Below are 12,179 nucleotides of genomic sequence, written 5' to 3'. Positions count from 1 at the left end.
ATGACAACATACCCCTCTTTTGCAGCCATTGATTTGGGCTCAAACAGTTTTCATTTAGTGGTAGCAAGGGAGGTGGATGGTCGATTGCAAATTCTCCATAAAGAAAAGCAGCGGGTATATCTGGCTGCCGGTCTCAATCAAAATTTCGACCTCGACAACACAGCCATCGAGCGCGCAATGCATGTATTGGCCCAGTTTGCAGCAACTCTAAAGGGGTTTGATAAACAAAATGTTGAAGTAGCAGCAACCTACACGCTGAGAAACTGCAGCAATCTTCGCACCTTCTTAAAACAAGCAAAATCCGTTTTCCCATATAAAATCAACGTTATTTCTGGTCAAGAAGAGGCAAGACTCATTTATCAAGGTGTTGCCAATTATATCCATGACGAAAACAACCGCTTAGTGATCGATATTGGTGGTGGCAGCACAGAAATCATCATTGGTAAACATCAGCATCACAAATTACTGACCAGCCGTAACATTGGATGCGTAACCATGAGTAAACTTTTTTTCGAAGATGGCAAGCTCTCAGAGAAACGCTTTAAAAAAGCCATCATCCATGCCGAACAAAATATTGAGGGCATCACAGCCAGTTACTCAAGGACTGGCTGGCAAACGTGTTTAGGTACGTCAGGCACGATTAAAACCCTCGCAGCCATCAATGAAGAATTATTTGCCAATAAAACGTTAACTTTAGCATCTTTAGAGTTGATCCAAGCTTACTTTGTTCAAGCTCAGTCACTTGCTGACATTAACCTCAAAACGTTACCAGAAGAGCGTAAGTCCAGTATTGCTGGGGGGCTTGCAGTGCTAATTGGTGCATTTAACCAGCTTAATATTGAACAGATGGTTTACTGTGATTATGCTTTACGTGAAGGCCTACTGCACGAGCTGGCGCAAAATGCAGAGTTCGATATTCGCACCCGAACCATTACCTCTTTTGCTGAACAGTATGCAGTTGATACCTTGCATGCACAGCATATTTGTCACACCGTCGCTCGTCTATTCAAAGCCGCTAGAGTACACTGGCAATTGGAGAGTTTAGACCTTGAAATATTGCGCTGGGCAGTACAACTACATGAGGTTGGCATTGCGATAAACTCTTCGGGTATTCATAAACACAGTGCTTATGTTGTGAGCAATAGCCAACTTCCAGGATTTACGCAAGAGCAGCAACAGCTGCTCGGTGCGCTCATTCGATTTCACCGAAAAAAAATCAAACCATCGGAGCTCAATACACTCGTTGAATTGGAGTCGCAAGGCCAGTTTGCCAAACTGCTCACCTTATTGCGATTGGCTATTCTTTTTCATCAAAAGCGCCAAAAAAGCCAAGTACCTGACTACACACTGTCAGTTACCAATAGCACTGTTGAATTGTCATTTGATCAAAGCTGGTTTGAACAACATAGTTTGTTTGCAGCAGATCTTGAACAAGAACAGATATATTGGAAAAGCTTACCGTTGTCGCTTTGTATCAACACATACAGTACCAAGTGACAAAACGCGCGATTGGCTCACGGCGCATTAATTTTCATGCTGCCCCAAATCATCTCGCGCCACAGCGAACATTTCGTCGCCATACGCACGGCTCTTAAGGATCAAGTCAAATAACACTTGTACATCGGTCGCTGGGCGAATGGCGTTCAAAATCAATTCCGCTTCTGTCAGGTTGTTGCGCTCTACTTCAATAGCAAGCCGAAGTGCTCCACCAATCAAACCTTTATAACTTAGCAGTGCACTGCTTAAGTCTGGATCGAGCGAAAACTCATCAACCACAACAGACAACTCTACATCTAAGATGGCATCCAATACAGACATCAAGCCTATCAGGTAACCCTGCTCCGCCATTTCTTCGCCACCAGGAGCCAAAAATAGCTCGAGAAACTTAGCTCGGTTTAAGCCTAACTTAGTCAGCTCTGTCGGCTTATCAGCACCCAACTCACTCAAAGCTAGCACTTTCACAAACTGACGTATTGCATCTTCGCCAAGATAAATGACAGCTTGGGATATGGAGCGGATCTCAATACGATCTTCACCTGCTTTGGCATTTGCAAGGCGCAATACACGTGCAGTTAAACTCAAATCTTTCGATACGCGATCTTGTACTTCTTTAAAACAGAGGGATTTTTTCGCGGTACAACGCAACAAATCGAATACCGCGAGTTTAGATGGTTCAACATTACCGTGATTAAGCATCTCAGGTTTAGCGAAGAAAAAACCTTGAAAGTAATCGGCACCCGCACTGCGGATAAAGTTAAACTGCTCTTGTGTTTCAATTCGCTCAACAATCACCTGTAGGTGAGGATATTGACGCTTAAGTTTTTTAACCATCATGGTTGTTTTGATGATCGGCAGTTCGACTTCAATCTTAACAAAATCCACTAATTCCAACAGCGGCTGCCAACGAGGATCACCGTCATAATCATCAAGCGCAAAACGATAACCTACCTTTTGGAGTTTCGTGACCGTGGAAGTCAGACTTTCGATATCTTGAGATCGCTCAACGATCTCAACCACGAGCCCCTGTGGACTCAATAATTTAGGAAGCTCTTGGATCAGCGTTTCATCAGAGAAGTTTACAAACGCCAGCGCACCCGCGGCGAGTCTATCTAAACCAATAAACAGCAGTGAATTAAAAAATAGCCGACCCGTTGCTAACCCATCACTGATACCACTGGGAAACACATTATTGTGAGAGTCCCGATATAGCAGCTCGTAGGCATGTACCTGTAACTCGCCATTTAAGATAGCTTGGCGAGCGATATACTGAACGGCACTTTTTTTTACCTTGGCAGTTTCACTACTCATTAACATCCTTCACTCTTGCACGCATTTCTGGCATCCATAGCTTCAGCATATGAAAAGTTCGCCAGCGGAGCAAATAAAATCCAACCTGATCTTAGTTAAGATCAGGAGGCCATACAGTTGGGGTTATTCGCCAACCAGTTCAATACTGCGAAATGCCCCTTCATCGGCAGCTAACTCTTTGACCAATTCCGGCAGTACACTATCCATTGTATCTTTGAGCACGTAGGGAGGGTTGATAACTATCATTCCCGATGCCGTCATACCTCGCTCTTCAGTATCCGCCGAAGTCGCTAATTCAAATAATTGGATATTCCTCACGCCAGAGACTATCAGTTCGGCTTCCATTTGATCAATACGCGCTCGGTCAACGACTGGGTACCAAATCATGTACGTACCCGAGGTGAAGCTTTTATGCGCTTTTAAAATGGTATTTACCGCTTTTTGGTAGTCTGTTTTTATTTCGTAAGGCGGATCCATCAACACCACAGCACGACGAGACAACGGAGGAACCAAACCGAGAAGGCCTTTAAAACCATCTTCACCCTTTACACGCAATGAACGTTTATGTGCCGTGTTTTTTTGCAATATCGGCAAGTCTTGCGGGTGTAATTCAAAGAACCACCCCTTATCTTGTTTACGCAGGTATTGTTCGGCCACTTTTGGGGATCCAGGGTAGTAGGCTAAAGCTTTTTCGTTAAAACCTTTTACCATATCTAGATAGCGGACAATTGCCTCGTTACTGCCGCCATAGTGCATAAGGCGCCCTATTCCGTCTTCAAATTCTTGAGTCTTTTGCGCGTCACTGGAAGCCAACTCAAATAACCCAGCGCCAGAATGTGTGTCTATATAGTCAAAAGGCTTATCTTTGCGAGTCATGTATGAGAGCACTTCTGCCAATACTAAGTGCTTGATTACGTCTGCTGGATTACCAGCATGAAAAGAGTGTCTATAACTGAGCATAATATGCCTTATTCACTGACTATAAGTGGCTTTTTGAAAATTCGTCTCAAATCCGTGCGGCCGAAATCTGACCACTTTAATGAATAACAAATGAACAAAATACGAAGTTATCGGAATTATCTCTCAAAACGGCGCAAAAATCAGTATAAAGCTACGCAAATACTGGTAATAAAGCCCACTTTGCTTTACATTTGCATGACAAAACACAGTGATAAGAGCGCATTTAAAATGAACGATATTCTTCCACAACTCGAACAACTGGTAGATCAGCTTATTGGCAAAAATGAGCAACTAGAGCAGCAAATCAATCAATTAAAAGAGCAAAACAGCAAATTAGTTGATGAAAATGAGACGTTGCAGCTAGAGTTACTTGAACGCGAAGAAAAGCAAAAAGAAACCAGCACAACACTTAGCAGCCTACTTGATAAACTTCAGAGTGCTCATCAGGCGAGCTAATGACAGATAAAGTAAGCCAGGTGGCTGTTACCTTACTTGGTAAAAGTCACCAGTTTTCGTGTCCTGAAGGTCAAGAGCAAGCGCTTGTGGATGCTGTTGAGCTACTCAATTCGCGTGTCGACGAAATGAAACGCAAAGATACAGTTCGTACAGATCAAAATGCCCTACTAATGGCAGCTCTTCATCTCTGTCACGATTTTCAGGCACTAGAGCAAGAACAGCAATCGGCGAGAGCAAAGAGCAGTCAGCTAGTTGAGCGACTAGGTGCCCACTTAGGGGCTAAGTAACATGCCATCAAGAATCGGCGTCGGCCTCTTTTTTCTGCTGCTTCTTCCGATCCAATCACTCGCCGCAACTTGGCATCCAATAGACGACCATACAACCCTTATTCAACCTGCTAAACAAGCCAGTTATTTACTGCCCAATCAAGCACTGATCCAAGGAGACAAATGCGCCGCATTAGTCGACAGCCACGGGGACTTCGTTGCGATTGAGTTGCTGATTGCGCAAATTCGCTCAAAGCTCACTGTACCACTTTGTTACGTGCTCGCCACCAATTTAGATTTAAAGCAATTATCTGGTGTGATGTTGCTGCAAGGAGCATTTCCCGAAACGGTTATTTATACCGCCTCGTACGGACATGAAAACACCCAGCTAAATAGTGCCCTAGAACAAGAAATTGCACATAAATTACAGGGCTTTGAACAGAGTTTACAATTGAGTGAGAAGCGTATTGCTTCAGCACCTAAGTCGGCACAACTAGATTGGCATGCAAAATTACAACAAGCCAAACAGCGATTAGCGCGCTGGCGCGCACTAAAAGCACCGAAAATTACACAAATTGATAAACCACTCCATTTGGAATTAGGGAACTTCATTCTGCACGCAAAACCTTTACATGGTTACAAGGGCCACGGACTTTACATACAGACTCCAAGCAATGGTGCCCTGTATGGTGGCCACACGGTCAACCCTTTGCCCTACGTTGCACAGTCGAATACCCAAGCATGGCACAACACACTGCGTTCAATCGAACAATCCGAGGCATTCAATTGGGTATTACCCAGTTTTGGCAAGCCCTATAAAAAGTCACAATTACATCTGCCGATCGCTTTTTTTGAGTTGCTAAATTCAGCTCATACACCACAGAAACTCAGCGAGTTACGCCAAGTATATTTAAAACACAACATCTCTTCAGTGCAGTTCAATGCATATTTTGAACAGGCGCTAAAGCAAAAATAACACGCTAGATTTTGAACAAATAACCATCAACAGGTATAGTACTGATCATGAACTATGCTACTTCAACTATCGAATACCCTTTGTGGTTTCTTGTGCGTTACTTTTATGAAGTATAAAAACCTATGTGCAAACTTTTGTTTTTGCATCACTTTAATCAGCATAATAGGATGTAAGCAAACGCCTACCCAAAGCGCATCCCATCAAGATGTGTTGAATGATCTATTGACGCAAAAAATATTTAAGCCGGTACCTGAAGTGATTGAGCGTGTTGTTAAACCGGAGCCTGAACCTCTAAAACCGTATAAAGCGCCTGATATTTGGCAGCACATAGCCCAGAACCTCAGTTTTGAGCAGACTCCACACCCTCGCCTTAAAACCAGAGTTGATTGGTACCTGTCTCAACCTGAATACTTACTCACGGTGAATCGCCGAGCTTCACCTTATCTATACCATATCGTAAAAAAGATAGAACAGCGCAACTTGCCGCTTGATCTCGCGCTCTTACCTTTTGTTGAAAGTGACTTTCGCCCGCTTGCAGTGTCACAGCAAAGTGCAGTCGGCGTTTGGCAGTTAGTTGACGCCACGGCCTATCACTTTGGCCTGCAAAGCAATGATTGGTATGATGGCCGTCGCGATGTATTGGCATCCACGGATGCCGCATTGTCTTACCTACAGTACTTGCATAAAACCTTTAAAGGCAATTGGCTACATGCCATTGCTGCATATAATACTGGTGAGGGGCGCGTTAAAGCGGCGATAAAACGCAATCGAGAAGCAGGTAAAAGTACGCACTATTGGCACCTCAAACTGCCAAAAGAAACCGCTGATTATATTCCTAAGTTGCTAGCACTGAGTTATTTGCTCAAGCACCCCCAAACAGGGTTCAAACGCCCGAATTTAAATAACACACCGAGCACGACAATGTTGGATGTTGGTCAAGCTTTTAACTTTGGTGTACTCGCAAAATTACTCGACATTGATAAACAACAGCTTCACGACCTTAATACAGGCTTTTTACGCCATCAAAGCCCTGAGCAAGGCCCCCACAAAATACTCGTTCCACTCTCAGAAAAAGCGCTTATGCAAAGTCCGTTTTATCGTGAGCAATTCAGCCGCAGCTACAACGTAAAATTAAATGACACGCTCTATGGCATTGCACGCCAGTTTGGCACCTCGGTAAAAAAAATAAAGCTGTTAAATAATAAACAAAGTAACCTAATTCGGGTTGGTGAAACACTGCTGATCAATCAAGCAAACTTAGACCGTTCACTGACCGTCGACTACCAGATAAGCCCTTATTTAGAGCAGCAAGCCATACCTAAAAAGCCCACCATTGAACATCACCATACAATAGTTTCCGGCGACTCACTGTGGGATTTAAGCCAGCATTATCAAGTGCCATTAAAAGATTTGCTTGATTGGAATAACTTACAAGCTGCCAGTATATTATCACCGGGTAAAGTGCTGATATTACACCTACCAAGCCAAGCCAACCCGCAGCCAGAGACACACGCCAACGAACCGAGTTATTTAGATGTCTTGGAAGGTGCTCTACAGCTCAAAGAAGCACCTAAGCCAAATCAACCTAACTTGCCCCCAGACTAAGGGCTAGCGTAGAATATAGGCTCACATCAAAGAGATATAAAGAGCACATATGCAAATAGCAAAAGATACCGCGGTAGAGTTTCACTACACGCTGACAGAAGGCACTGAGCAGATTGAGTCAAGCACGAGTGGAGAACCACTTAGCTACCTGCACGGCCAAGAAGGCATGTTACCTGGCTTAGAGCAAGCGTTGGATGGTAAAGCCGCTGGTGACAAGTTCACTGTGACTCTTGAGCCTAAAGACAGCTACGGTGAATATCAAGAAGGTCTAGTGCAGCGAATTCCGATCAAGCACTTACAAGGTCTTGGCAACAGTAAAGTTTGGAAACCTGGCATGACAGCCATCGTCGACTCGAATCAGGGTAGACACCAAGTAACTATCGTAAAAGTTGGCCGTTTTAATGCAGATTGCGATCTGAACCACCCATTCGCAGGTAAGACTTTAACATTTGATGTAGAAGTTGTGAGTGTTCGAGCTGCAACTACCGAAGAGCTTTCCCACGGCCACGTTCATGGTGCTGGTGGCTGCGGACACGATCACTAAGGAAAATATATGCAACCTGTTGCCATCATCACTGGTGGCAGCTTCGGCATTGGTAAAGCCATTGTTGAGAAGCTGCAAAGCCAAAACTACCGAGTGTTTAACCTCGACATTGCCCACAGCGAAACTGGCGAATTTCGTCACTGTGACGTCAGTCAAGTTGAGCAAGTTAAACAAACAATAGCTGAAATTACCGCCGAAACAGGCCGCATTGATGCGCTCGTTTCAAATGCAGGTAAACACCTCAGTGCCACCATAGAACAAACTGACGAAGCAACACTGGATGCACTTTTTGCGCTTAACGTAAAAGGCGCATATGCGGCGGTACAAGCTGTACTACCGAGTATGAAAACACAACAAAATGGCAAAATTGTGTTTATTTCCTCAGATCAAGCACATGTTGGCAAGCCAAACTCATTTGCATACAACTTAACCAAGCACGCTCTGGCTTCTATGGCTAAAACAACGGCATTAGATTACGCGCAGTATAATATTCGCGCAAATGCTGTTTGCCCAGGCACCATAGAAACTCCTCTTTTTCACAATGCCATTGATAAGTATTGTGCTAAAAGTGGCGCTGATAAGGCCGAGATTGTCGCAGAAGAGGCGGCACTACAACCTTTAGGACGACTCGGTCAACCAAAGGAAATTGCCGCTCTGGTTGCATTTTTACTGAGTGACGATGCTGCCTTTATTACCGGTAGCTTACAAACTATAGACGGTGGTTATACGGCACGCTAATGAAGATTATCGACCCACATTTGCATTTTTTTGACCTTGAAAAAGGCCAATACCAATGGCTCAAGCACAATCCACCAGCTTGGAATAATATTGAACAGATAAAGCAAAACCACTTGCCATCAGACTTGCTGGACATGCCTTCGATTGCAGTGGCAGCATGTGTTCATGTTGAAGCAGGGTTTGATAATAGCAATCCAATTAACGAGCTCCAATGGCTGGCAAATGTCGTCCCACCATTACCCTATAAAGCGGTCGCTTACGCTAAAATAGATAACCCTCCAGAACTTTTTAACGCGGCGCTTAAAAAACTACACCATCCCAGCTTGGTGGCCATACGAGATATTACAGAGGGAGAAGATGCCGAGCGCCTACTGTCTCCTAATGTGATCCGAAACATACAGCATTTAAGCGAGTTAGGTCTGCACTTCGAAGCACAATTTGAAATTCATAATACTGCGGTCTGTGAACACTTGTTCGAGATACATCAAACTCATAAAAATAGCCGTTTGGTCATCAACCACGCCGGATTTATGACTTGCCGTGACGATTGGCAGGACAATATTGAAAAGCTAGCAAAGCTGAATAACTGCTTTATTAAATTTTCAGGTCAAGAGCTGCTTGATGCACCAATGAACCCAAAACAACAACTCGACGTTTTGTTAACGAATTTTGGACCGACACGCGTAATGCTTGCTTCAAATCACCCGGTGTGCCTAATCGAGCATAACTATCAAAGGCTGTGGGCGCACTATTACGAACTGGTACAACAAATTGATCCGACGCTTTGGCAAGCGCTTAGTTTTGGCAATGCCAAACGCATTTATGGGATTACACTTTAAGAGCGGATCTGAACCAAATCAAATGCGGCTAAGCTTGGCACAATGACCTGTAAGCGCTTTTCTGTTTCGTCCAGTGTATTGAGACACTCGCAGTATTCATTGGCCTTCACTTCTAGCTGTGCCGCTTTTTGCTGTAAAGATTTATCGATTTCTTTGGAGATGATCTCCATACGCTGTCCCATATCCGAAAATCGACTTTCAATATTGCCTTCTCGAGATTTGAACGCATCACCTACCGAAACTAAGATAGCACCTAGTGAGCCATGTACTGCGGAGTGAATTTTTCCGCTGATCTCTTTTGTAAAGAAGTCGTCAATTTTGGAGAGTGATTGAGGAGCAATGTAATAGAAGTCTTCTCCGCGCTTGAACTTGTCCATCAGTGCGCGTTCAACGTATTGGAGTTGTGTTTTCAGTACTTCTGGATTGCTATCTGACATTCCCTCGACCACTTGCTCAATGGCGCTCAATCCAAGGTTTACTCCATCAGTGGCAAGGTTAACTAGCTCGGGTACAGTGTCCCGGATCCCCTTTGCATATTCTTGTAATACTTGAGTTTCCTGCTCATTGAGTTGCACCCAAAGCCCACGGACGAGCAGCTGGTTGTCATTGTTGATTTGAACACGTGTTTGACCATTATCTAAAATGCGGATCACCGAATCAGTGATAATTAAACCATGCCCTAACTCTACGTCACATTTATCATCTGCATAGGCAATACTTGATGCGCCAAACAACAGCGAGAATAAAACAGACTTAGTGCTAGATATAGACAACTTCATACTACCCCCATACGTAATAGCATGAGGGTAGCAAATTTTAATTTTTAACCAAACTTATTTTTCTGATTGCGGGCAAAATGTATATCGCATTAAACGCACAAACGCGTCTGAGGTTTTGCTACTTGATCTATCGTTCAACCCATCCGCAAACTGGTATGTCCAAGCTCGTGATATATCTTTTGCATAAGTCGTGCTAGTCCAGTAATTACCACTGTGATTACCCAAAAAGACAGTGGCATTAATCGCAGGATCTTCACAGCTGCGCTCCACAATGGTTGCAAGTTCCTTAACATTTGGCACCTGCCAGTCATCATGACCCCCTAACCGGCTATTATTTGCTGCCGTTAAAGCCTGCTGCCAATTAAGCTGCTGCTCCTTGTTATCACAGCTCCCTGTTTCTGCGTTGAATACAAAACCGAAAGTACAACGTTGCCACATTATATCCGTTTTGGTGTCGCAGACTGTACCGTCTTCATTTACGATAAATCGCTCGTCAGGCGTAGACAGCGGAACAGAAGTGTCCGAGGCACATTGCTGAGCAAATGCCACAGAGCTAAACAAGGAAGTGGCTATTAGAAGTTTAATTTGCATTGGCATTTCCTCGTACAAGTCTCACATACGCGGTTTGTGCCTTTGCTCTTGGCACGTCATTTCCGGTTATCATATCAATTACATAAGCTCTGGTAAGATTAGCATCCAGTCCATCGGTTCCACCTACTGCCGTTTGATTTGTCCAATAGTACAAATGTCCCTGTATTGCTTCATCTGGCATATTGGGGAAAAAGGCAGGATCTAATACATGGGCACTATTTCGACCAAAATCGACAATGCTCATCAGCTCGGTATAACTCGGTAAACGCCACGTGTTACCGCCACAATAACCACCAGCTAGTCCATTGACATTATTGATAAACGCTTGAATACCACCAGCTGTATTTGCATTAAACGTCCAAGTATAATGGTTTTGCGCATAACGAACTGATGTTGCAGTTTGATCTTTAACTTCCCAAACTAGCCCTGTGATGTTGTCCCGCACACAGCTAAATGTCGGCGCATCATCTTGCAGCTCTTTGCCGTCAGCATCAAGTTTAGTAAAGTCAAAAGCTAAATTGCCAGACCCCTCTTTAGAGATCACTTGCGCTACGCTATCTCTACCCAGCTCAGCATCTTGCCTTGGAAACGAACTATCGCCACACGAAATAGCTGTAGAATTGTTGTAGCAGGTGCTTGAACCACTGTCATTCAGGTTACTGAGTGGTTTGGGTAATATATCAATTCGAACCTCATCATCACCACTGCGATTAGAAGAGTCTGTCACCGTCACTTTAAAGGTAGCAAAGGTATTTTGTTCTTTATCAGGGGCTTGAAAAGTCGTTTTACATTCGGTGTTATTGGCAAGGGTGATAGCGCTGCCGGTGCTGGATTGCTGCCAGTTACACGTATATTGTCCGTCAACAGTGACACTTTTGGTTGCGTCCAGCGTGACTGTATCAAACTCAAGTACCTGCTGGTCCTCACCGGCTTCGGCAAGCACAACCTCATCATTTTTAGCCAGAGCAACACTGATATCCGTTGTTGTACTGCCCCCTTCATCATCAGTGACAGTTAAGCGCCAGACCGCAGTTTGTGTTTCAGCTAATAAAGGATGTACAAAACTTAAAGTGACCTTGCCCGTATCTTCCACTGAGATGTTGCTCGGCCCTGAGATCAACTGCCATTTATACCCTACCACCTGACCGTTTTCATCGGGGTCACTCGACTCCGACGCCGATAAAACTATCGTGTCTTTATATTTTGACGACTCTTCCGGCGCGGTTTGCTTTACAACCGCAACAGGCAACTGGTTATTAGATGTAATATTGACATTCAGAGTATCGCTCACCAGCTCGCCATTTGGCGCAAGGTAGTCCACTTTCAGTACAGCGAGGCTGTTGCCTTTTACATCGGGAGCAGTGACAGTCAACTCTTCCCCAGTTTGTGGAAATCCATCAAAAGACGGGCCTGATGTGACCTGCCAGTTAAATGTTCCTCCAGAGGGAGAAGCAGCAGCTTTAAGCGTAAATTCGTTCTTTTCGATGACAGTGACATCTTGTCCTGCATTGACACTGGCTCTGACAACTTCTTCATTTGAGCCACCTGAACCTCCACAGCCACTCAACACCGTTGAGATGGCCATGACGACAAGCGATTTTTTTAGCATTACAACTC

Annotated in this window: 13 protein-coding genes; 8 read left to right on the top strand and 5 right to left on the bottom strand. The window is 44.3% G+C overall.

Annotation, left to right across the window (positions count from 1 at the left end; all coding sequences use genetic code 11):
- The gene (locus tag N483_RS04455; protein ID WP_023397430.1) at positions 1-1,497 is read left to right on the top strand and encodes an exopolyphosphatase; all 1,497 of its coding nucleotides are present in this window, start codon (positions 1-3) and stop codon (positions 1,495-1,497) included.
- A 27-nt stretch (positions 1,498-1,524) separates the two neighbouring features.
- Here N483_RS04455 and N483_RS04450 read toward each other — a convergent pair whose 3' ends face one another.
- Entirely contained in the window at positions 1,525-2,814 is a 1,290-nt protein-coding gene (locus tag N483_RS04450) for an EAL and HDOD domain-containing protein (protein ID WP_036974966.1), read from the bottom strand.
- A gap of 117 nt (positions 2,815-2,931) precedes the next feature.
- On the bottom strand, positions 2,932-3,768 hold the full coding sequence (locus tag N483_RS04445) for a 23S rRNA (adenine(2030)-N(6))-methyltransferase RlmJ (protein WP_023397428.1): 837 nt from the start codon (positions 3,766-3,768) through the stop codon (positions 2,932-2,934).
- A gap of 228 nt (positions 3,769-3,996) precedes the next feature.
- Between N483_RS04445 and N483_RS04440 the strand changes: the two genes are divergently transcribed.
- The 7 genes from N483_RS04440 (at position 3,997) to N483_RS04410 (ending at position 9,192) form a co-directional block, all read left to right on the top strand.
- Positions 3,997-4,224 carry a hypothetical protein gene (locus N483_RS04440; protein WP_023397427.1) on the top strand — a complete coding sequence of 76 codons (228 nt, stop codon included), beginning with the start codon at positions 3,997-3,999 and terminating at the stop codon, positions 4,222-4,224.
- Entirely contained in the window at positions 4,224-4,511 is a 288-nt protein-coding gene (locus tag N483_RS04435; protein ID WP_023397426.1) for a cell division protein ZapA, read from the top strand. The genes N483_RS04440 and N483_RS04435 overlap by 1 nt, the downstream gene beginning before the upstream one ends.
- A gap of 1 nt (position 4,512) precedes the next feature.
- On the top strand, positions 4,513-5,466 hold the full coding sequence (locus N483_RS04430; protein ID WP_023397425.1) for a hypothetical protein: 954 nt from the start codon (positions 4,513-4,515) through the stop codon (positions 5,464-5,466).
- A 105-nt stretch (positions 5,467-5,571) separates the two neighbouring features.
- Positions 5,572-7,071: a transglycosylase SLT domain-containing protein gene (locus N483_RS04425; protein ID WP_052027328.1), complete on the top strand. Its 1,500-nt coding sequence runs from the start codon at positions 5,572-5,574 to the stop codon at positions 7,069-7,071.
- Between the two features lie 49 nt (positions 7,072-7,120).
- Complete coding sequence (locus N483_RS04420) at positions 7,121-7,615, top strand: FKBP-type peptidyl-prolyl cis-trans isomerase (RefSeq protein WP_023397423.1); 495 nt, start codon at positions 7,121-7,123, stop codon at positions 7,613-7,615.
- A 9-nt stretch (positions 7,616-7,624) separates the two neighbouring features.
- Positions 7,625-8,353, top strand: coding sequence for an SDR family NAD(P)-dependent oxidoreductase (locus N483_RS04415; protein WP_023397422.1), 729 nt, complete (start codon positions 7,625-7,627; stop codon positions 8,351-8,353).
- Positions 8,353-9,192 (top strand): amidohydrolase family protein, encoded by an 840-nt coding sequence (locus N483_RS04410; protein ID WP_023397421.1) that lies wholly within the window; start codon positions 8,353-8,355, stop codon positions 9,190-9,192. The genes N483_RS04415 and N483_RS04410 overlap by 1 nt, the downstream gene beginning before the upstream one ends.
- Here the strand turns inward: N483_RS04410 and N483_RS04405 are convergent.
- The 3 genes from N483_RS04405 to N483_RS04395 are packed head-to-tail and all read right to left on the bottom strand — an operon-like array spanning position 9,189 to position 12,171.
- Positions 9,189-9,971 (bottom strand): YggN family protein, encoded by a 783-nt coding sequence (locus N483_RS04405; RefSeq protein WP_023397420.1) that lies wholly within the window; start codon positions 9,969-9,971, stop codon positions 9,189-9,191. The two genes, N483_RS04410 and N483_RS04405, sit on opposite strands and share 4 nt — an antisense overlap.
- Positions 9,972-10,025: 54 nt before the next feature.
- Complete coding sequence (locus N483_RS04400; RefSeq protein WP_023397419.1) at positions 10,026-10,562, bottom strand: DUF1566 domain-containing protein; 537 nt, start codon at positions 10,560-10,562, stop codon at positions 10,026-10,028.
- The gene (locus N483_RS04395; RefSeq protein ID WP_023397418.1) at positions 10,552-12,171 is read right to left on the bottom strand and encodes a DUF1566 domain-containing protein; all 1,620 of its coding nucleotides are present in this window, start codon (positions 12,169-12,171) and stop codon (positions 10,552-10,554) included. The genes N483_RS04400 and N483_RS04395 overlap by 11 nt, the downstream gene beginning before the upstream one ends.
- Between the last annotated feature and the right edge of the window lie 8 nt (positions 12,172-12,179).

The organism is Pseudoalteromonas luteoviolacea NCIMB 1944 (genome assembly GCF_001625565.1).
Taxonomy (GTDB): Bacteria; Pseudomonadota; Gammaproteobacteria; order Enterobacterales; family Alteromonadaceae; genus Pseudoalteromonas; species Pseudoalteromonas luteoviolacea_F.
This window is presented reverse-complemented; position numbering and strand designations above follow the sequence as displayed.

What these genes read in the sequence shown, in the direction of transcription:
- N483_RS04455 (WP_023397430.1), top strand. Translation starts at nt 1, where the DNA reads ATGACAACATACCCCTCTTTTGCAGCCATTGATTTGGGCTCAAACAGT.
- N483_RS04450 (WP_036974966.1), bottom strand. Translation starts at nt 2,814, where the DNA reads ATGTTAATGAGTAGTGAAACTGCCAAGGTAAAAAAAAGTGCCGTTCAG.
- N483_RS04445 (WP_023397428.1), bottom strand. Translation starts at nt 3,768, where the DNA reads ATGCTCAGTTATAGACACTCTTTTCATGCTGGTAATCCAGCAGACGTA.
- N483_RS04440 (WP_023397427.1), top strand. Translation starts at nt 3,997, where the DNA reads ATGAACGATATTCTTCCACAACTCGAACAACTGGTAGATCAGCTTATT.
- N483_RS04435 (WP_023397426.1), top strand. Translation starts at nt 4,224, where the DNA reads ATGACAGATAAAGTAAGCCAGGTGGCTGTTACCTTACTTGGTAAAAGT.
- N483_RS04430 (WP_023397425.1), top strand. Translation starts at nt 4,513, where the DNA reads ATGCCATCAAGAATCGGCGTCGGCCTCTTTTTTCTGCTGCTTCTTCCG.
- N483_RS04425 (WP_052027328.1), top strand. Translation starts at nt 5,572, where the DNA reads ATGAAGTATAAAAACCTATGTGCAAACTTTTGTTTTTGCATCACTTTA.
- N483_RS04420 (WP_023397423.1), top strand. Translation starts at nt 7,121, where the DNA reads ATGCAAATAGCAAAAGATACCGCGGTAGAGTTTCACTACACGCTGACA.
- N483_RS04415 (WP_023397422.1), top strand. Translation starts at nt 7,625, where the DNA reads ATGCAACCTGTTGCCATCATCACTGGTGGCAGCTTCGGCATTGGTAAA.
- N483_RS04410 (WP_023397421.1), top strand. Translation starts at nt 8,353, where the DNA reads ATGAAGATTATCGACCCACATTTGCATTTTTTTGACCTTGAAAAAGGC.
- N483_RS04405 (WP_023397420.1), bottom strand. Translation starts at nt 9,971, where the DNA reads ATGAAGTTGTCTATATCTAGCACTAAGTCTGTTTTATTCTCGCTGTTG.
- N483_RS04400 (WP_023397419.1), bottom strand. Translation starts at nt 10,562, where the DNA reads ATGCAAATTAAACTTCTAATAGCCACTTCCTTGTTTAGCTCTGTGGCA.
- N483_RS04395 (WP_023397418.1), bottom strand. Translation starts at nt 12,171, where the DNA reads ATGCTAAAAAAATCGCTTGTCGTCATGGCCATCTCAACGGTGTTGAGT.